The organism is Rickettsia slovaca 13-B, assembly GCF_000237845.1.
GTDB lineage: Bacteria > Pseudomonadota > Alphaproteobacteria > Rickettsiales > Rickettsiaceae > Rickettsia > Rickettsia rickettsii.
The window spans coordinates 557,134-576,695 of sequence record NC_016639.1 but is presented as its reverse complement, the minus strand read 5'-3'; the positions used below and the strand labels follow the sequence as shown (position 1 = coordinate 576,695).

The following is a 19,562-nucleotide window of genomic DNA, read 5'->3' as shown; positions in this document are numbered from 1 at the left end:
ATTGTTATTCTCTTAATGTTCCTTGAAATTTTTGTGAGATGGCAGCAACTAAATCTTTACTGAACGAATTTAAATCAGTATCAGATAACGTCCGATCATCTGCTTGTAGCTCTATTTTAACCGCTATAGATTTTTTACCTTCAGGTAATTTATCACCGCTATAAATATCAAATAATATAACTGATTTGATAAGCTTTTTATTAAAATTATTTATATATGATATTATTTCACCGACTCTATGATCTTGACCAACAATAAATGCGTAATCTCTAAAATTAGCTTGGAAATCCGATACTGCAAATTCGTCTTTTTGACCAAATTTAGCTTTTATCAACGGCAAATTCGTAATATTTAGCTCGAATGCAAATATTTCCTGATTAATATCGTAATATTTCAAGATTTTAGGATGTATCTGCCCAAAATGACCTAATAAATTTTTACCAAGCCCTATATTTACTGCTCTAGTTGGATGATAATATTGTGGCAATGCTGTCCCATTTGTTGCTATACATTTATCTATAGATAGTCCTGCATAATCAGCTACCAACTCTAAATCGCCTTTAAGATCAAAAACATCATAGCCTCGTCCAAGCGAATGAGGGTTTTTATTATTATATGAACCGCTTATAATTGCCGTCAAATAAGTTGCTTCCGTATTTAAATCTATAAAACTTGGTCCAACTTCAAAAAAAGCCATATCTTTTATAGAGCGTGCTAGATTTTTACTTACTATACTTAACAAATTCGGCAGTATAGTAGGACGCATATAATTGTCTCCTATGCTAATAGGATTAAGCAAAAATAACTCTTCTTTTAATTCAGCAAACAACTTTGCATCTTCACTACTCATAAAAGAGTTAGTTACTACCTCATCATAGCCTTTGCTTGCTAATATCCTTTTAAAACTAGATATTCTTTTATGCTCTCTTAGCTTATTATTATCTTGGTCTAGTTCAGGTAATTTTATACTCTCTATTTTATCATAGCCGTAAATACGAGCGATTTCTTCAGCTATATCTTCTAAAATAGTTATATCGTGACGCCAAGAAGGAGCTATTACCTTTATAATCTCACCTTTAACATCCGTAATAAATCCTAGTTTATTTAATATGGCTTCTATCGCGTTGATATTTAGTTTAATTCCTGTAATTTTTTCTAAATAACATGCTGAAAAATCTAAAGGTTTTTTTTGTGACTCTTTTTCACCGACTTTCACTACTTCCGATACTTCACCGTTTCCGCATATTGACAAAATAAGATTAGTTGCTATATCCAAAGCCTTTTCCGTAAAATTTCTATCGATATTACGCTCATTACGATATCTAGCATCCGTATCAATTTGGAACCTTCGCCCGCTAGCTGCAACCATTTTAGCATTAAAACAAGCAGCCTCGAGTATTATATTAGTCGTACTATCAGTACAACTACTATCAGCCTCGCCAATGACACCGGCCAGACCTTGAATACCGCTTTCATCTTTTATAACTAAATCATTTTCTGTAAGTAAATATTCTTTGCCGTTTAGGGCGTGGCATTTAGTTACGTCATTGCGAGGCTGCAAAGCAGCCGTGGCAATCTCATTTTGTTGTCCTGAGATTGCTTCGTCGCTACGCTTCTCACAATGACGTGCTACAGTAATTCCCCCTTTTATCCTATCTGCATCGTAAGCATGCATCGGCTGCCCAAAGCTATAGGAAATATAATTTGTTACATCCACTAAGCTTGAAATAGTTTTTACCCCAACATTTTTTAATAATTTCCGTAACCAATCAGGGCTTGGTTTATTTTTTAAATTTCTTATCTCTCTAAAAGTAAATAACGGACAGGCTGCCTTATCTTGCACGTTAAGCTTCATTTTAGAAATAAATGTACTCTTTATTGCCGAAATTTCTAGCTCTTTAAGTATTCCTATTCCTTTAGCTGCTAAATCTCTTGCGATGCCGTAAACTCCAAGTGCATCACCACGATTAGGAGTAACGTTAATAACAAATATAGGATCATCTAAACCGTAATATTTAGTAAAATTCTCTCCAACTACGGCATCTTCAGATAGCTCTATAATCCCTTCAGACTCTGAAGCTAGCAGTAATTCCTCTTCAGAGCAAAGCATACCACAGCTTTTTTCGCCTCTAATAACAGATTCCTTAATCTTAAATTTACCGTTTGGTATTTCTATTCCGATATTTGCAAGTACTACTTTTATACCTGCTCTTGCATTACGCGCACCACAAACTATTTGCAGCATACCGCTTTTAGTCTCAACATCACAAAGCTTTAATTTATCAGCTGACGGGTGAGGTTTAATATTTGTAATATATGCTACTTCAAACTTTTGTAATTCCGCCGCTTTATCTATCACCTCTTCCACTTCAAGGCCAATAGCTGTTAGGGCTTCGGCAATTTCAGTAACTGAAGCCGATGTCTCTAAAAATTGTTTTAACCATGATAACGTAAATTTCATTTCGTAAGTCCTCCTGCTAAATTCGGTATATCAAAGCTCCCAAAATTATAATGTTTAAGCCAACGCATATCGCCTTCAAAAAATTGTCTTAAATCTTTGATATTATATTTTAACATTGCAAAACGCTCTACTCCAAGCCCAAAAGCAAAACCTTGATACTCGCTGCTATCGATACCAACATTTTTAAGCACGTTTGGATGAACCATCCCGCAACCGAGGACTTCAAGCCATTTATCGTTTTTATTCATCCGAATATCAACTTCGACAGAAGGTTCGGTAAATGGGAAAAAGCTGGGTCTAAAACGTAATTCAATATTAGAATTTTCAAAAAAGCTTTTTATAAATGTCGTGATAACATATTTTAAATGTCCCATATTGATATTTTTATCCATAACAAGCCCTTCTATTTGGTGGAACATTGGCGTATGCGTCATGTCCGAATCCGATCTATAAGTCCTACCCGGTGCTATAAACCTAAAAGGCGGTTTGCCGTTTTTCATAGCTCTAATCTGCACTGTTGAGGTATGAGTGCGTAATAACAGCGGCTTATTATTTGCCTGACTTTTCAAATAAAAAGTATCATGCATTTGCCTTGCGGGATGATCATCTTCAAAATTGAGAGCGGTAAAATTATGAAAATCATTCTCGATATTCGGTCCGTTTTCTATAGTAAAACCAAACTGCGAAAATACTTGTATTAACTCCTCACTACATTGTGTTATTGGATGAATAGAACCTTGTTTATATCTCCGTGCAGGGATTGTTAAATCAATTTTATCGGCAGCAAGTTTAAAATTTAGTTCCTGCTCCTCTAAAATTTCTGCTTTTGCTTTTATTATATTCTGTATTTTATCTTTTAATTTATTGATTTTTAAGCCAAATTCTTTACGTTCCTGTTCATTTAAACTACCTAATTTTTTAAGCTCACCGGTCACTATACCGTTCTTGCCTAAAAATTCTACTTTATATTCTTGCAGAGCTTTTAAGTTTTGTACTAATAAGATTTTGTCCTCAGCAAGCCTTAATATTGTTTCTATATTTTCCATGATTGTTTTTTTGTTTTTGATTTTTTATTGTACGGTAGAACGTCATTGCGAGCGGGCATTGTTGCGTGGACCTGTTTATCCGTCATTGCAAGGAAATCGCATAGCAATTGATGAAGCAATCCAGTTAAAAATTCTGTAAATCAGAATTTTTTTAATTATTTTCTGGATTGCCGCGTCACCTACGGCTCCTCGCAATGACGACCTTCAGTATCTACGCAACAATACCTCCCTGCAATGACGTTAAACCAACATACACTTCATATAATTCTCTTCTATCGCCACCAACTTCGCTTTAAATATCTGCCCTATTTCTAAAGGTTTATCTAGCTTTACCGGAATAAAATTTTCGGTATGGGCAATATTATTATTCTCTACTAATAACTCCACTTTCTGTCCTATATGTTTTTTAAAGAATTCGGTCAACTGGTTTTGCCCTTCTTGTCTTAAAATTGCTGCCCTTTCTTTTCTTATATTTTTAGGTACTTGTGGCATACGTGCTGCAGGCGTTCCTTCTCTTTCCGAATAAGGAAAAACATGTAAATATTGTAATTCCGCTTCTGAAATTAATTTTCTTGTATTTTCAAACATTTCAGGGGTTTCAGTCGGGAAACCAGCTATAATATCCGCACCAAAAGATACTTCCGGTCTTATTGCCCGCAGCTTCCGACAAAACTCTATTACGTTTGCTCTATTATGACGTCTTTTCATACGTTTTAATATCATATCATCACCTGCTTGCAAGCTAATATGAAAATGCGGCATTATCCTTTCACTATAAGCTATAAGCTCAAAAAGTTCATCATCTATTTCTGCAACATCTATTGAAGATAATCTAAGCCTCTTTAATTCAGGGACTAAATTCAACACTCGTTTAATCATTTGTGCGAATGTTGGACTTCCTGGCAAATCACTACCATAAGCCGTGACATCGACACCGGTAAAAACTACTTCTTTAAAGCCGTTTAATACCAAATGCTTTACCTGCTCTGCTATAGCTCCTATTGCTACTGATCTACTTTTTCCTCTACCATAAGGGATAATACAGAAAGTACAAAAATGATCACAACCGTTTTGTACCTGAATAAAAGCACGAGACTTACAGTCAAAGCTACTTACTAAATGACTTGCCGTCTCTTTCACCGACATTATATCGTTAACTGTTATTTTTGCATCGGTAATTTGGTAGTAATTAGGTAATAACTTCTCTTCATTACCTATAACTTTGTTAACTTCCGGCATATTACCGTACATTTGCGGACTTGTTTGAGCACTACAGCCGGTAACAATAATTTTTAAATCAGGATTATTTTTTTTAGCCTTGCGTATAGCTTGTCTTGCTTGTTTCTCAGATGCTTTAGTTACCGCACAAGTATTGAATATTGCTACATTATCGATACCCGACAATTCCAAGTTTTTTCGTATTATCTCACTTTCGTAAATATTAAGTCTACAGCCAAATGTTACTACGTTTTGTCTTAAATTATTGCTCACAATAATATTCCCCACGTGCTACAAGCGTAGCTGCCCCTTGCATTATTATATTACCGTTTTCTTCTTTCATAGTAAGGTTACCGTGCTTAAAGACTATAGTACTTGGTGAATGAATAAAACCGCGCTTTAAACCGGCAGCAAAACTACCGCAAGCTCCGCTTCCGCAAGCAAGCGTTAACCCTGCCCCCCGCTCCCAAACGGATAAATAGATTTTATTATCTTTTACTTCAGCAAAATTAACGTTTACCCCATCTGCGAATAATTCCTTAGCCTGCAATCTTTCACCGACAATTTTTTGATCTTGAGGTTCTAACTTACTAAAAATAACTACATGCGGATTACCTATATCAACGCAAATAGTTTCCTTTAAATCAATCATATAACGCTCTGCAAATTCCCAAACTTTATCACGACTTGGCATCCAAGCTTCATTAAAACTCACGCTTCCTACATTAACGCTAATATTATTTTCATCATTGACATTACATAGCAATTTTTTATTGCCTACCATTACGGTAATATCTTGCTTTCCCGTATCAAGATAAATTAACTTGGCTAAACATCTTGTAGCATTACCGCATAATTTAGCACTAGAGCCGTCTATGTTATATATAATCATTTCATAAAAATCATTATGCTCTTCATAAATAATAAACTGATCGCAACCAATACCTGTATGACGCTCAGCCATATTTTTTGCTAACTGCGATAAATCATATGAACTTGATAAATCTCGTTTGTTAACAATAACAAAATCATTACCGAGACCATGCATTTTTACAAAATTAATTTTACTAATCATAATGTTTTACATATTAGGAAATTGTATTATAGCAAATTTCTTGGAATTTGCTATAATGAAGTGATGATATATAAAAATATAGACTATTATGCTAATTTCACGTTTCTTAGACCCTAAAAATAACTATGCATTTTTAAAAATTTTCGGTACAGAAAAAAATAAGGATATACTTATTCATTTTCTAAATAACATTTTAGGTTATACGGGAAAAGAAATAATTACCGAAGTTACTTTTTTAAAAAAATCTAAGGTTCCGACATTACTGCTTATATACAATCTATAGTTGATGTATTATGTAGAGATAAATACGGTACTCAATTTATTGTAGAGATGCAGGTCAGCAAACATCCAGGTTTTGAAAAACGAGCTCAGCTTTATACAGCAAAGGCCTATTCAAGAAAAATAATAAACAAAGATGAAGATCATAAAAAAAATGGCAGTATATGCAAAACTTCGAGGAGTAATATTCTTAGCTATTGCCGATTTTATTTTATTGCCCGATAAAAAAGATTGGAGATCAAATCATAGATTACTTGATACTAAAACTTATGAGAACAACCTACAAGATTTTTATTTTATATTTTTAGAGCTTGAGAAATTTAATAAAGAATTAGATCAATTAGAGAACCTTCAAGAAAAATGGGCATATTTCTTTAAACATGCACATGAAAGCACTCTAGAAGAAATGGAGAATTTGATAGGTCATGATTTTATTATTAAAAAAGCTTTTTATGCTTTGGATCAAGCTAGTTGGTCTGAAAAAGAGTTAAATACTTATGAAAAAATGATAAAAACCGAAATGGATAATCTAGCCGTAAAAGAGCAGAAAATTATGGATACTGAAGCTAAAGGGGAAGCCAGAGGGGAAGCAAAACAAAAAATTTCTATAGCTAAAAAAATGTTAGCAAAAAATAAACCTTTAGATAAAATTATAGATTTTACCGGTTTAACAGAAAAAGAAATCGAGCAATTAAAGTAATGAAGATCCTTAATATTATGCTAAGTCGTGACCTTGGCGGCATTCAACAAGCATTTTTAGATTATAGCACTGCTTTAGAGATGCAAAAAATTGAGGTTATAAATATCACTTCTTACAAGGCAAAAATAAATTCCTTTCTACACAAACAAAGCTTAAAACTACCTAATATAGTACCGTTTGATTTACTCTCGGTACTTATTTTTAAGTATATAATTCATAAGACTAAACCCGATATAATTATAGCACACGGTAACAGAGCAATAAATTTTAGTAAATTTGCTAAATCACAAAATATAAAATTAATCGGTATCGCTCATAATTATAGTTTAAAAGGACTACGTAAATGTGATTTTGTTATTGCCTTGACGCATCATATGAAAGAATTTTTATTAAAAAATCACTTTGCCGAATCTAGGATATGCATCCTACCGAATATGATAAATATTGCTAAAGACTTTATTCCAAATAAAACATATAGAAAACCTGTCGTAATTGGTGTACTAGCAAGATTTGTAGCTAAGAAAGGTGTTGATGTTTTTATTAAAGCTATCAAAATTTTAAAAGAAAAAAAATATGATCTTCATGCAGTTATAGGTGGAAGCGGCGAAGAAAAAGATAATTTAATTGCTTTAGCACATAAACTTAATTTACAAGATCAAATATCATTTACGGGATGGGTTAACGATAGAGATAAATTCTTTAAACAAATAGATATTTTTTGCTTACCGTCTCTTCATGAACCGTTTGGAATTATAGTGCTTGAAGCAATGGAGGCAAGCATGCCTATCGTTAGTACAGATACTGAAGGGCCTGCAGCAATCTTAAACGACATGCAAGACGGGCTTATTTGTAAAGCCGGCTCTGCTGAAGATTTAGCAGCAAAAATTGTCTATCTAATAGAGAACCCTATAAAAGCAAAAGAATTTTCTAAAAACGCCTACCTTACTCTCAAACAAAATTATGAAATTAAAGTTGTTTCTGAAAAGTTACAGCATATTTTAGAAAGCTTCAGATAAGATGAATTTAAGGGTGAGCCTACACAGCTTATAAAAATACGTGAACACACAAGCGAATCCTGCAAAATTCACTTATATCAAGCTTTCTAAAATATGCTATAGCAACATTATTACGTAATTATAAAAATAGTTAGTTGAACAAATAATAGTCTATATTGACATAACGGTTTAAAGATTCATAATTAATATTAAGTAATATGAATTTATTTTAATGAACCTAATCGATGAACTTCATATGCCGATTTTGCATTTACTTAAAATATATTCTAGTTTTATCGATTTCATCATTTTTTCTATGTGGTTGTAATGCAAAACACGATAATATTCCCCCTAAACTCTCATTACCTACTACTTGGAATAATTATTCTCTAGAACAAAATAATAATGCATCCTCCAAGTGGTGACTGCAATTTAACGATCCGGTGTTAAATAACCTAATCGAAGAATCTTTAACCGGTAACTCCGATATTGAGCTGGCAATGAGTAATGTGCTAGCAGCGCAAGCACAGCTTAACCTTATTAATTCTTATAGATTTCCACAAATCAATTTACAAGGCGGAGCAAATCAAACAAAAAACAGTAAAGAAACAAAAGCACCGAATGAACCGAAATTCTCTAATCATTTGGGGCTAGCAAGCGTGCTTAATTACGAGCTGGATTTATAGAGGCAGCCGCCAACGCTAGCGAATCAGCTAAAAAAACTTTCCTTGCAAGTTAGTATAGCAAGGCAGCGGTACGTTTATCAGTTATAAGTAACGTCACTATAAGTTACTTTAATCTTTTTCCACAAATTTCTTTAACAGGCTTATTAGGATTCGGTAGCAATAAACTTAATACTCTGTTTACTAACTCAGCTGAGACTTGGCAGGTAGGCGGCAACATAGCAGGACCTATTTTTGATTTTGGCAAATAACAATGCTTAAAACAATAATGCGGAATTTGATATTGATAACATTACTAGTACTAAATAGTAATATTAGTGGTTTGGGTAATAAAACATCATAATAAAAGCAGTAAACAAATCACTATAGCAGCTCCGGTTGAGGTAACACAAGTTATCAGAAAAGACGTATCTGATGTGATAGAACTTGCAGGAGTAGCTGAAACTGACCAAAGTGCCGATATTCAATCTCAAGTTACGGGCCAAATATTAAGTGTAAATTTTGATGACGGACAAGAAGTAAAAACAGGTGATTGATTATATGAAATCGATTCTCGTCCTTTTCAAAATCAATTACAGCTCTCGTCCTTTTCAAAATCAATTACAGCAAGCACAAGCAAATTTACTAAGTGATACTTATAACCTTGAAGATGCTATAAAAGAAGAGGCAAGATATCGTGCTTTATACGAGGAAAAAGCTGTTTCGGAAGAGCAGTATTTACAGATGCTAACTAATATGAATATGCTTAGGGCCACCGTGGAACGCGATAAAGCAATTATTGCAGACGCTAATTTACAAATCGAGTATTCAAAAATAGTAGCTCCTTTTGATGGTAAACTTAGTGAGAGTAATGTGGATATAGGTGATTTAGTATCGCCGGATTTTGTGCGTCTAGTAACTATCAATACTAGCTCGCCTATTTATGTCAGCTTCTCCGTACCTGAAAAATATCTCGATCGTATTAATAAATCTCAAAAATCTAATCATTTAACTTTGACGGTTAGAACCGTAAGCGACCAAGAAATTAAAGACGGTGAGATCGTTTTTGTCGATAATTCGATTGATCCAAATAGCGGCACTATCAAAGTTAAAGCAACACTACCTAACCAAAACGAAATATTATGGCCGGGACAGTGTGTTCGTGTATCCCTAACGATTTACATCGAACAAGAGGCTTTAATAGTTCCGTCTAAAGCCATGCAAACTAACGATCAAGGTCCTTATATATTTGTTGTCGATCAAGATAATAAAGCCGTGGTCAAGAATATAGATATAGTGTTTTCTAATGATGATTTTATTGTTATTAAAAGCGGTATAGATGAGGGAGAAACGGTAATCACCAACGGGCAGCTACGATTATCTAACGGAGCAGAGGTGAGTGTTAGGGAGGAGTAGTGTCAAATCGTCATTGCGAGGAAATTACAAAGTAATTGACGAAGCAATCTTAGGAGTTTGTCATTATTTCATGAAATTGCCACGCTGCTTACAGTCGCTCGCAATGACGATATGTATGACAGAAAAAATCCATAAAACAGGAAAAAATAATTGGGTATTTCAGAAATATTTATTAAGCGTCCGGTTCTTGCTACTTTATTCATGGCAACTATTTTGCTGTTTGGAGCATTCGGCTATAGGATATGACCGGTAAGCGTTTTACCTGACATCAACTGCCCGACTATTCCGGTTTCAGTAAGCTTGCCTGGAGCTGACCCTACTACTATGGCATCTTCAGTTGCATTACCGCTTGAAAAGCAATGCTCGACGATATCAGATATTGACTCGATGAGTTCGGTTAATAGTAACGGTACTACTCAAATTACTTTGCAGTTTAATTTAGACCGAAATATAGATGCAGCGGCACAAGACATACAAGCAACTACCGAACGACTTACCTACCCCGCCCTCATATTGTAAAGTAAATCCTGCCGACGCACCTATATTTTATTTATCTTTAACCTCTGAGACTCTTCCCCTTATATACCGTGGACTATTACGCCGAAACAATTATGGCTGAGCGTTTATCTATGCTGCCGGGTGTTGCACAGATACAAGTTTACGGCTCACAGCAATATGCAGTGCGTGTGCAGATTGACCCTGTTAAAATGGCAGCAAATAATATAGGGCTTGACCAAGTATCAAACATTATCAGCTCTGCTAACGTTAATTTACCGACCGGAGCTTTATACGGTACAGATATCTACTCAAGCATTAGAGCCCCTGGGCAATTACAAAATGTTAAAGAATATAATGAGTTAATATTAACTTATAAAAACGGTAATCCGCTTTTTCTTAAAAATATTGGGAAAGCCATTGATAGCGTAGCTAATAATAAAATAGCCGCTTGGTATAGGGATAAGCCGGGGGTAATACTTGCTATTCAAAAACAACCGGATACTACTAATACTATTGAAATAGTCGACTCTATAAAAGAAGTATTGCCGTTGCTTCGCAGGCAAATCCCTGAGGGCATTAATATTAATATCATGTTTGATAGGTCAATTTCTATATCAGAGAATCGGTAAATGATACCAATTTTACTATGCTACTCGCTTTAATACTCGTAGTGATTGCTATATTTCTCTTTCTACATAACTGACGGTCCGTGATTATTCCGACTATTGCCCTTCCTTTATCAGTTGTCGGTACTTTTGCCTTTATATATCTATTCGGTTATAGCATCGATAATATGTCTTTAATGGCTCTAACGCTTGCGATGGGTTTTGTCGTGGATGATGCAATAGTAGTGCTTGAAAATATAACACGACATATGGAAAAAGGCGAGAGTAAAATAGCAGGATGTATTAACGGTACTAAAGAAATAGAATTTACTATCGTCTCAAGGACTTTATCCCTAATGACGATATTCATCCCAATATTATTTATGAGCGGAATTTTAGGGAAGCTACTGCACGAACTTGCCGTTGTTATTACTACCACTATTTTGCTTTCGGGAGTTATCTCGATAACCGTAACTCCTATGTTATGTAATGTGTTTTTGAGGGATCGTCATTGCGAGGAACGTAGTGACGAAGCACTCTCAGGACAACCAACCGAGATTGCCACGGCGTCTTTGACGCCTCGCAATAACGACCTACCACTAACCGACAAAGCCTTTGAATATGTCAAACAAAAATATGGTAGCAGTCTAAAAACAGTAGTAGAGCATTCAAAAACTACTATGCTTATATTTTTCTCTTAGTAATCATCGCAACGGCTTATTTATTTGGGAAAGTACACAAAGGCTTTATGCCTTATCCTATACGGGACAAATCTTAGTTTTTACCGACGCCGCTCAAACTATTTCTTTTGATGCGATGGTGCAAGAACAGCAACAAGTAAGTGATGTATTACTTAAAAATCCTAATATAGATTCATTTTTTTCTGCCGTAGGTGTTTCAGGTAGAAACTCTGCCGTAAATCAGGGTACAATTTTGATTAGCTTAAAACCTCGTGATCAAAGAATAGGAGCTGACGCCGTTATAGATCAGTTACGTTCAAAACTAAATCATTTAGTAGGTTTAAGGGTATATATCCAGAACGTACCTACTATTACGATCGACGGACCAGCAACCAAAAGCCAATATCAATATACTATGCAAGAACTCGATCAAGATGTGCTATTTAGCTTTGCACCGAAATTAAAGGACAAGCTCGCACGACTGCCAGGTTTTATTAACGTAACTTCGGATTTACAAATAGCACAGCCATAAACTTTAGTGCAGATTGATAGATATAAGGCTGCAAAACTCGGTATATCAGTCGAGCACGTCCAGAATATCTTATATGCAGCTTACGGTGCTGAGCAGATTTCCACATTATATACCCCAACAGCTCAATATGACGTTATTTTAGAGCTAGATCCTAAATATCAAACAGATTCATCAATGTTATCTTTAGTCAATATTAACTCCACAAGCGGCAATTTAGTAACGCTAACTACCCTTGCTAAAATTGTTAACACTGTTGGCCCGCTTAGTATTTCACATTTCGGGCAATTACCTTCAGTTATGGTATCATTTAACCTGCAAGATGGATATTCAATTAGTGATGCCGTTCCAAAAGTTAATCAAGCAATAAGAGAGTTACAAATGCCGGCTACGATTACGGGAAGCTTCCAAGGAACAGTTCAGGCATGTCAGTCGTCTTTTTCCGATCTTGGCTTATTGCTTGGACTTGCCGTTATAGTTATTTACATCATCCTTGGCATGTTATATGAAAGTTTTGCGCATCCTATAACTATACTTTTAGGACTACCTACCGCTATATTGGGAGCATTACTCACTCTACTAATATTTAATAGCGAACTTGATATGTACGGATTTGTCGGACTTATAATGTTAATCGGTATAGTAAAGAAAAACGCTATCATGATTATCGATTTTGCCTTAGAACTTGAGAGAACTGGCAATAAATCTTCGGCATGAAGCAATTTATGAAGCATGTATAATACGATTCAGACCGATTATGATGACTACCCTAGCTGCCTTAATGAGAACTATGCCTATTGCGCTTGGAGTCGGAGCAACAAGAACAGAGAGAAGATCACTAGGGCCTGCAGTAGTGGGAGGTTTACTCACACATTGCAATTACTTACTCTTTATACATCACACCGATAATTTGCCTATATTTAGAAACAGCTAAGAAATGGTTAAAGCATAGCAATTATAAAGCTGAAATTAGAAACTATCCGGAATTAAATTGGAAATCTTAATGTTGTTGTATGGCGCGAGAAACTCGTTCGGCGTTATACCGTGGCTTGACCACGATATCCAGAAAATAACTAAAAATACTAATAATATTAGTATTTTTGACTAGCTCCCGTGGACAAGCTACGGCGTGACAGTGGTATCAAGCGTGTTCAGTATTCGGCATCGTGTTCTCTTCTCCAGCAACCGTAATTTCATCACTATCATAATTAAATGTGTCCGTTGTAGAAGGAGTAGACGGTACAGGCGATGTGCTTACTAACTCATAAGACTTTTGATCTAAATAGTCTCTTACTTCTCGTTTACCAAGCAATTCCATAGCATCATTTTTATTACTTTCTTTTATATATGCTTCAGGAATATATGCCTTAATATATTCCATATCAGATGCGTTTTTTAATAAATAAGGTGATACAAATTCTAGTATGTCCTTACCGCTTCTTTTATAATTAGCAAATGAGTAAGCAACACAAATACCTTAGTCATTTAATAAATGCTTGTGTCTTGTCTGTTGAATGTTGTTTTGCAGATTCCACAGCTCTTAAAACATATAATATCTGTTCTCTTGTTGCTTGAATAGAAACATCATCTGAAGCCATACCGTAAGCTTTTTCAAGCTCTTGATCTTTAAAAATGTAATTTTTTTGTTAATTCTTTTATTTCAGTAACAATAGGGTTTTGAAGGCCTTTTATAAAGGTAAGACTAGCAGTACTTGCTGAGAGTTTACTTTTCATAATATACCTATTAATAAATTTAACATATTTCTATATTCAAATATTAATTTTTATTAATAAATAATAAACCTATTGATAGTGATAAATATATCATATCAGAGATTGCTGTATATATCTAAAGACTGGAGATTTCTGCTTTTAGCTAAGAATAGGCTTATTATATCGAACAAGCATTACTGCCGTTATCATCATCTTCAAGGATAAATTTTTGCTTTACCTTAGAATTGTTATTATACGGCTTACTATTTTTTACCGGTGGATAATTTACAGGCTCATAATTTGTAACGGGCGGGGCATAATTTTGATTTACTACAGCATTTGGACAAGTATATTTTGATATATCACGCTTAGTTTCTCTAAGCATGGCTTTTATCTGATTTAATTCCTCTTGTATCTTTTTTTCTTTATCGCTATCGTCTTTTCTAACCTTTTTATTCGCTCTACTTAAAGTCATATCATCATCGGATTCAGCGAAACCGGCTTCTACTTTTTGCCTTGCTATATCCCTTTTAATCATCTTAAGATACATTTCACGATTTCTCTTTACAGGATCGATTCTTTCTCCTCTTAAAGGACTATCACTATCATAGTCATCATCGTTATCATAATCAAGATTATCTTCTACTATATTCTTTTTAGCCAAAGTAATATATTTATTATTATATACAGGTTTTCTCTTGCCGCCTTTAGCACCTTTGCTATCAACCAATCTGTTATTTGCTGATCTTTGAAAATAGCTTCTAAAATTATCTGTACAAGCTGAAAGTAAAAACATTCCTAAAAATAATATTATAATTTTTTTTAACATATATTTATATTATTCCAAAACTTTTATTAGACTTCCTGTACAACTTAGCTAATAAGGAGGAATTTGTAGAAGACACGGAACACAGCACCGCAGCGTACGCTTTGGTACGTGAGGATACGAGTACCGGATCGACGCACAAATTACCCTTAGAAGCAAGTTATGCAGAAAGTCTAATATGATTAATGCCACATAATAGCCAAACTTGCAAGAATAAAGAGCCGAACTGCTATGTGCTTAATTAAATTATTGTTATTCTGAGGTATTTTTGGTCTTGTTGTATGTCTCCACTCCGTCATTACAAGCGACTAAAAGGAGCGTGGCAATCTCAGGACTTTAGCACGAGATTGCTTCGTCAAAACTTACAGTCTTTCCTCGCAATGACGGAAAACAAAATCTAAATCACCTCTTCTATTAGGTTACTTAATAGCTTATGCCCTTCTTTTCTTCTTTTTAATAAATTTTGTGAAGCATCCTCTAATATTTTTGGATTACTTATCAAATCGAGTATTTTATCTGCTAATTTTCCTGCAGAAATATTATTCTGCTCTAAACACCATCCTGTTTTTTCATCTTCCAATAATTGTGCATTGTAATATTGATGATTATCCGCAGCACTAGGCAGTGGAATAAAGATTGCCGGTAACCCTATATAGGTCAATTCTTCTATAGTAGATGCTCCTGCTCTTGAAATCACTAAATCGGCTTCTTTATATTGCAATGCCATATTATCAAAAAATTCAGCAAATTCATAGGTAATGTTTAATTTCGAGTATATATCTTTTATTTTTACTTGATCATCTAATGCCGCTTGCTGGATTATATTTAATTCAAGACTTGGCTGTTTTTGCATCAAAATTTGGATACTTGCAGGTATCAGCTCTGAAAATAACTTAGCTCCTTGACTACCGCCAAAGATGAATATTGTAAAAAGCTTGTCATTCCGTGGCTTAACCACGGAGTCCAGTGCTTTTATTAAAGACTTTTTGGACCCCGTGGTCAAGCCACGGGACGACATTTCTATAACCTTTAATTCCCTAATATTCTCTCTAACTACCCCACCGGTAACTACTATTTTACTTTTTGCAAATTCCGGTAAATTCTTTATTTTTTCATAAGAAATAGCTATCTTTTTAGCAAAGCTTGCAAAAAATTTATTAACTTTTCCAAGGTAAGAATTCTGTTCATGAATTATAATCGGTACTCTTAAAAAAATTGCCGCAAACATTGGAGCTATAACAGGATAACCGCCAAACCCTACAGTAACGGAAGGCTTCATATTATATAATAATTTAATAGCCTTTAAAACTGCAATTGATAACCTAGGTAAAAACAAGAAAATATTACCTGAGCGTTTTAAATCTAGGATATGAAAAATTACTTTCATATCCTGCTTTATATATTGTTTGCATCTTAAATCAGTAATAAAATGCACTTCATAGCCACGTTTGATTAATTCTTCTCCAAGAGCAACTGCCGGAAAAAAATGTCCCCCCGTCCCTCCTGCTACCAAAATGATTTTTTTCATATTTCAATATTACGAATTTTGTACGAATTTAACGGCGTTCGGTATCTTGTAAAGCCAAGAAGCATACCGGTAGCGATAGCTATTGCAAGCGTTGAAGAACCACCGTAACTAATAAACGGTAATGTCATACCTTTAGTAGGAAGTAAATGTAAAGTCACACCCATATTAATTATTGCCTGAAGCCCTAATTGTGCAATTATACCGCTAGCAGCGAATTGTACAAATTTATCTGTTTCGTTTAATAACTTAATAAGACTTCTTAATACTATAAAAGCAAATATACCTATAACAATAAGGCAAATAATAGCTCCAAACTCCTCACCTGCTACAGCAAAAATAAAATCCGTATGCGAATCGGGTAGTACCTGCTTGACTGCCCCCTCCCCTGGACCTCGTCCATATAACCCGCCATGCTCAAACGCCTTAAGAGACTTACTAACTTGATAATTCTCGCTACTATCTGGATCTAAAAACGAATTAATTCTTTGCGTTACGTGCGGTAACCAAAAATAAGCAATAGTTACTCCTATCATTCCTAAAAAACCGGCTAAAACAATCCAAAATATCGGCATACCCGCAATAAACAGTTGAATACCAAAAACTGCCGTAATCATTACAAGCATTCCAAAATCCGGCTGAATAATTAAGAGAATAGCAACAATAGAATAAAGTATTACACAAATCGTAAAACTTGGAAAATCATCATTAAATTTTAGCGATAATATCCAGCCCGTAACAACTGCAAAAAACGGTTTGATAAATTCCGAAGGTTGAATAGATAGACCTAGAATATTAATCCATCGCACTGCGCCTTTTACTTCATAGCCAAAAAATTTAACTGCTATTAATAAAACTATACTAGCAATAAATCCAACTATTGCAAAACGCCTTAACCATTTTTTATTAAGACATGAAAATAATAATATAAGTCCTGAAGCGGCAGCTAAATAAAATATTTGTCTAGATGCAAAATAACTTTCTTCAAGACCTATTCTACTTGCTACTGCTGAACCTGAGGTAGTCACAAGCATTAGACTAAAAGCAAATAAGATAATTAAAGAAATTATTATTTGCCTATCGGTACTCCGCCACCATAATTTTATAAAGTTATTAGATATTTCGTTATGCATATTATAGTTATTCAATTATGGCTATATTTATAATGTTATTGCATGGATCGGAAAACACCCTCGATGTCACTCCGTGGCTTGACCACGGTATCCAGAAAAACAATAAAAAATACTAATATTATTTAGTATTTTTAACTAGACCCCGTGGTCAAGCCACGGAGTGACAGGATACTACACAATTTTATAAACAACTCGCCACGCTCTTCAAAATTTTTAAACTGATCATATGAGCTACAACTAGGTGCTAACAAGATATTTTTTACCTCCGCGTTATCACCTACTGCATCCTTATAAGCAAGATCGAAAGCCTGCTCAAGATTATCACATATTACAAAATCTACTATATTCTTAGCAGTATTTGCAAATATTTCTTTAGCTTGACCATAAAAATAAGCTTTCTTAATGTGACTGAAATAAGGCTTTATTTCCTCAATACCACCCTCTTTAGGAATTCCTCCCGCAAGCCAGTAAATATTATCGAGTGCTTTAATTGATTGCACGGCAGATATGGCATTTGTCGCTTTACTATCATTGTAAAAACTTATATTATTTATACTACCGATATATTGCATTCTATGAGGTAAACTTTGAAAACTACTTATAGATTCAAGTATTTTTTTAGGTTCTACTCCTATTATTTTAGCTACTGCATAACTTGCTGCAATATTCTCACAATTATGAACTCCTTGCAGGTTTTTATTAAAAGGTACAGCATAATGCATAAAGCTTGATACAAGCGAAGTTTGCAGGTCTTGCCTGTGCTCACGTATTTTTATACACTCCGGCTCCGCAGGCTCACCTTGAAATTCATCTTGTCTAAAACTTTCTGAATTATGCTGTAATTCAAAACTTATATCATCAAAAAAATTAGCGCTAATTTTATCATCAACTACCGAAATACCGTTTTCAAGAATTTGAGCAACCGAAAAAGGAATTAACTTTATACGCTGCTCTTGCTGCAATTTTATAAAGACTTCACGACAATAATCATTATCGATATTAATTACCGCATAACTCTCTTGATCCATTCGATCAAAGATCTTAGATTTTGCTGCAATATAGCAGGTCATATCCTGATGTCTATCTAAATGGTCGGGAGTTATATTAAGAAGCACGGCTATTTTAGCTGTAAAGGTTTTTACTAGATCTAGCTGAAAAGAAGACAATTCAAGTACATATCCATCCTTACTTGCTTTAGCTTGCAAAGCAGAAACTCCAATATTACCGGCAACCGGATAGTCTAAACCGCTACTATTTAAGATATGGCTTATTAAAGCAGTAGTAGTACTTTTACCGTTTGTACCGGTTATAGCTATAAATTTTAAGTTTTTTGATTTTGCAAATAATAAGTCTATATCGGAAGTGATTGGAATATTAAAACTTTTTGCAATATTGACTATCTCATGCGTTAAAGGAATTCCAGGACTTAAGACAATTGTATCTAAATTTTGCCATCTTGAATCAGATAAAGCAGCGATAGCGGTTTTACTATATAATTCTTCAAATATATCTCTATTTGCTTTTAAATCATCATAAACAATTACATCATTATTTTGCAATTCCTCGTAAACCGATATACCGGTTTTACCAAGCCCAAAAACACCTATTTTTTGTTTTGTATGAGAATTCATGAATTAATTTGAAAAAACATTGCAGTCGTAGTATTCAAGAACAGGTATATGAAGATCAACTTCAAAAAGAGCAAGGAGTTTACAAGTCGAGGAGCGGAGCGTATACTTAATACGTAAGCACCGCAGATCTTGTAAAACGACGTAGCCAATTTTTGAAGTTGATCAAGTATACTAATGCATGTCCTGCATTAATGCTTGTTCACCTTCATTAAATTCACCTTGTCCTTTTACATTACTGTAAGTTGTTTTGCTATGCCCAGGATCAGGTAAATAATAATGAGGCGGAACTTCTAGTGCTTTAGCACGCTGTACTTGATACTCATTAGGTCCAACTGTTGATATACCTACGGTTTCTTTTAACTTTTTACTACAAGCAGAAGTAATTAATAAAACAGTAAATAATACAAAAATCTTTTTCACTTAAACACCTATAAATTAAAATTATAATAGCCTCCTTGCAAAATGAACTTCTAGAGGTAATTTGTACGTCAATCCGGTACTTGAATCCTCACGTAGGTCTACTACGCTACGGTTCTGCGTTCTGTGTTTCCTTCAAATTCCTCTCTATAA

At 34.4% G+C, this 19,562-nt stretch carries 19 protein-coding genes and 5 pseudogenes; 12 read left to right on the top strand and 12 right to left on the bottom strand.

Features of this window, described 5'->3' with window-relative positions; all coding sequences use genetic code 11:
- Nucleotides 1–4: 4 nt before the first annotated feature.
- The 4 genes from pheT to dapF form a co-directional block, all read right to left on the bottom strand.
- Nucleotides 5–2,461, bottom strand: a complete 2,457-nt coding sequence (pheT, locus tag RSL_RS03000; RefSeq protein ID WP_014273457.1) for a phenylalanine--tRNA ligase subunit beta — start codon at nt 2,459–2,461, stop codon at nt 5–7.
- A complete protein-coding gene (pheS, locus tag RSL_RS02995) occupies nt 2,458–3,507 on the bottom strand; it encodes a phenylalanine--tRNA ligase subunit alpha (RefSeq protein WP_014273456.1) in 1,050 nt (349 codons plus the stop codon). The genes pheT and pheS overlap by 4 nt, the downstream gene beginning before the upstream one ends.
- 240 nt (nt 3,508–3,747) lie before the next feature.
- The gene (mtaB, locus tag RSL_RS02990; protein WP_014419803.1) at nt 3,748–5,013 is read right to left on the bottom strand and encodes a tRNA (N(6)-L-threonylcarbamoyladenosine(37)-C(2))-methylthiotransferase MtaB; all 1,266 of its coding nucleotides are present in this window, start codon (nt 5,011–5,013) and stop codon (nt 3,748–3,750) included.
- The gene (gene dapF, locus RSL_RS02985; RefSeq protein WP_010977213.1) at nt 4,988–5,800 is read right to left on the bottom strand and encodes a diaminopimelate epimerase; all 813 of its coding nucleotides are present in this window, start codon (nt 5,798–5,800) and stop codon (nt 4,988–4,990) included. Before dapF ends, mtaB begins: the two co-directional genes overlap by 26 nt.
- An 88-nt stretch (nt 5,801–5,888) precedes the next feature.
- Between dapF and RSL_RS10980 the strand changes: the two are divergent.
- The 3 genes and pseudogenes from RSL_RS10980 (at nt 5,889) to RSL_RS02965 (ending at nt 8,460) form a co-directional block, all read left to right on the top strand.
- Nucleotides 5,889–6,779 (top strand): annotated as a pseudogene (locus RSL_RS10980) (Rpn family recombination-promoting nuclease/putative transposase).
- Nucleotides 6,779–7,795 (top strand): glycosyltransferase family 4 protein, encoded by a 1,017-nt coding sequence (locus RSL_RS02970; RefSeq protein WP_012719669.1) that lies wholly within the window; start codon nt 6,779–6,781, stop codon nt 7,793–7,795. Before RSL_RS10980 ends, RSL_RS02970 begins: the two are co-directional and overlap by 1 nt.
- Nucleotides 7,796–8,217: 422 nt before the next feature.
- On the top strand, nt 8,218–8,460 hold the full coding sequence (locus RSL_RS02965; protein ID WP_014419801.1) for a TolC family protein: 243 nt from the start codon (nt 8,218–8,220) through the stop codon (nt 8,458–8,460).
- A gap of 103 nt (nt 8,461–8,563) precedes the next feature.
- Here RSL_RS02965 and RSL_RS09085 read toward each other — a convergent pair whose 3' ends face one another.
- Entirely contained in the window at nt 8,564–8,704 is a 141-nt protein-coding gene (locus tag RSL_RS09085) for a hypothetical protein (protein ID WP_155809230.1), read from the bottom strand.
- A 70-nt stretch (nt 8,705–8,774) separates the two neighbouring features.
- Between RSL_RS09085 and RSL_RS02960 the strand changes: the two genes are divergently transcribed.
- The 8 genes and pseudogenes from RSL_RS02960 to RSL_RS10865 all read left to right on the top strand — a co-directional run.
- Nucleotides 8,775–8,993: a biotin/lipoyl-binding protein gene (locus RSL_RS02960; RefSeq protein WP_014410664.1), complete on the top strand. Its 219-nt coding sequence runs from the start codon at nt 8,775–8,777 to the stop codon at nt 8,991–8,993.
- 4 nt (nt 8,994–8,997) lie between these two features.
- On the top strand, nt 8,998–9,852 hold the full coding sequence (locus tag RSL_RS07095) for an efflux RND transporter periplasmic adaptor subunit (RefSeq protein ID WP_081463604.1): 855 nt from the start codon (nt 8,998–9,000) through the stop codon (nt 9,850–9,852).
- A gap of 300 nt (nt 9,853–10,152) precedes the next feature.
- Nucleotides 10,153–10,371, top strand: a complete 219-nt coding sequence (locus RSL_RS10455; protein WP_010977204.1) for an efflux RND transporter permease subunit — start codon at nt 10,153–10,155, stop codon at nt 10,369–10,371.
- A 92-nt stretch (nt 10,372–10,463) separates the two neighbouring features.
- Complete coding sequence (locus tag RSL_RS10450) at nt 10,464–10,979, top strand: efflux RND transporter permease subunit (protein ID WP_014410663.1); 516 nt, start codon at nt 10,464–10,466, stop codon at nt 10,977–10,979.
- Between the two features lie 80 nt (nt 10,980–11,059).
- Entirely contained in the window at nt 11,060–11,656 is a 597-nt protein-coding gene (locus RSL_RS10445; protein ID WP_014419798.1) for an efflux RND transporter permease subunit, read from the top strand.
- A 115-nt stretch (nt 11,657–11,771) separates the two neighbouring features.
- Nucleotides 11,772–12,881, top strand: a pseudogene (locus tag RSL_RS10440) (efflux RND transporter permease subunit).
- A 40-nt stretch (nt 12,882–12,921) separates the two neighbouring features.
- Complete coding sequence (locus tag RSL_RS10435) at nt 12,922–13,098, top strand: efflux RND transporter permease subunit (protein ID WP_081463600.1); 177 nt, start codon at nt 12,922–12,924, stop codon at nt 13,096–13,098.
- Nucleotides 13,099–13,167: 69 nt separating this feature from the next.
- Nucleotides 13,168–13,269, top strand: a pseudogene (locus RSL_RS10865) (permease); the annotation flags it as partial.
- A 36-nt stretch (nt 13,270–13,305) separates the two neighbouring features.
- On the opposite strand, the gene RSL_RS09130 reads toward RSL_RS10865, so the two are convergent.
- A complete protein-coding gene (locus RSL_RS09130; RefSeq protein WP_014419795.1) occupies nt 13,306–13,545 on the bottom strand; it encodes a hypothetical protein in 240 nt (79 codons plus the stop codon).
- 510 nt (nt 13,546–14,055) lie between these two features.
- A complete protein-coding gene (locus RSL_RS02920) occupies nt 14,056–14,706 on the bottom strand; it encodes a hypothetical protein (protein WP_014273450.1) in 651 nt (216 codons plus the stop codon).
- A gap of 11 nt (nt 14,707–14,717) precedes the next feature.
- Here RSL_RS02920 and RSL_RS07655 point away from each other — a divergent pair.
- Nucleotides 14,718–14,876: pseudogene (locus RSL_RS07655) on the top strand (palindromic element RPE1 domain-containing protein); the annotation flags it as partial.
- Nucleotides 14,877–15,100: 224 nt separating this feature from the next.
- On the opposite strand, the gene murG reads toward RSL_RS07655, so the two are convergent.
- The 5 genes and pseudogenes from murG to RSL_RS08605 form a co-directional block, all read right to left on the bottom strand.
- A complete protein-coding gene (murG, locus tag RSL_RS02915; protein ID WP_012736897.1) occupies nt 15,101–16,231 on the bottom strand; it encodes an undecaprenyldiphospho-muramoylpentapeptide beta-N-acetylglucosaminyltransferase in 1,131 nt (376 codons plus the stop codon).
- Nucleotides 16,228–17,361: a putative lipid II flippase FtsW gene (gene ftsW, locus RSL_RS02910; protein WP_014273448.1), complete on the bottom strand. Its 1,134-nt coding sequence runs from the start codon at nt 17,359–17,361 to the stop codon at nt 16,228–16,230. Before ftsW ends, murG begins: the two co-directional genes overlap by 4 nt.
- A gap of 131 nt (nt 17,362–17,492) precedes the next feature.
- The gene (gene murD, locus RSL_RS02905) at nt 17,493–18,992 is read right to left on the bottom strand and encodes a UDP-N-acetylmuramoyl-L-alanine--D-glutamate ligase (RefSeq protein WP_014273447.1); all 1,500 of its coding nucleotides are present in this window, start codon (nt 18,990–18,992) and stop codon (nt 17,493–17,495) included.
- A 171-nt stretch (nt 18,993–19,163) separates the two neighbouring features.
- Nucleotides 19,164–19,412, bottom strand: coding sequence for a DUF3035 domain-containing protein (locus tag RSL_RS02900; RefSeq protein WP_004995830.1), 249 nt, complete (start codon nt 19,410–19,412; stop codon nt 19,164–19,166).
- A 33-nt stretch (nt 19,413–19,445) separates the two neighbouring features.
- Nucleotides 19,446–19,561, bottom strand: a pseudogene (locus tag RSL_RS08605) (palindromic element RPE1 domain-containing protein); the annotation flags it as partial.
- Between the last annotated feature and the right edge of the window lies 1 nt (nt 19,562).

Excerpts from the sequence above, each read along its gene's own strand:
- murD (WP_014273447.1), bottom strand. The coding sequence starts at position 18,992 with ATGAATTCTCATACAAAACAAAAAATAGGTGTTTTTGGGCTTGGTAAA.
- RSL_RS10435 (WP_081463600.1), top strand. The coding sequence starts at position 12,922 with ATGATGACTACCCTAGCTGCCTTAATGAGAACTATGCCTATTGCGCTT.
- RSL_RS09130 (WP_014419795.1), bottom strand. The coding sequence starts at position 13,545 with ATGGAATATATTAAGGCATATATTCCTGAAGCATATATAAAAGAAAGT.
- dapF (WP_010977213.1), bottom strand. The coding sequence starts at position 5,800 with ATGATTAGTAAAATTAATTTTGTAAAAATGCATGGTCTCGGTAATGAT.
- pheS (WP_014273456.1), bottom strand. The coding sequence starts at position 3,507 with ATGGAAAATATAGAAACAATATTAAGGCTTGCTGAGGACAAAATCTTA.
- pheT (WP_014273457.1), bottom strand. The coding sequence starts at position 2,461 with ATGAAATTTACGTTATCATGGTTAAAACAATTTTTAGAGACATCGGCT.
- RSL_RS10450 (WP_014410663.1), top strand. The coding sequence starts at position 10,464 with ATGGCTGAGCGTTTATCTATGCTGCCGGGTGTTGCACAGATACAAGTT.
- RSL_RS07095 (WP_081463604.1), top strand. The coding sequence starts at position 8,998 with ATGAAATCGATTCTCGTCCTTTTCAAAATCAATTACAGCTCTCGTCCT.
- ftsW (WP_014273448.1), bottom strand. The coding sequence starts at position 17,361 with ATGCATAACGAAATATCTAATAACTTTATAAAATTATGGTGGCGGAGT.
- RSL_RS02920 (WP_014273450.1), bottom strand. The coding sequence starts at position 14,706 with ATGTTAAAAAAAATTATAATATTATTTTTAGGAATGTTTTTACTTTCA.
- murG (WP_012736897.1), bottom strand. The coding sequence starts at position 16,231 with ATGAAAAAAATCATTTTGGTAGCAGGAGGGACGGGGGGACATTTTTTT.
- RSL_RS02970 (WP_012719669.1), top strand. The coding sequence starts at position 6,779 with ATGAAGATCCTTAATATTATGCTAAGTCGTGACCTTGGCGGCATTCAA.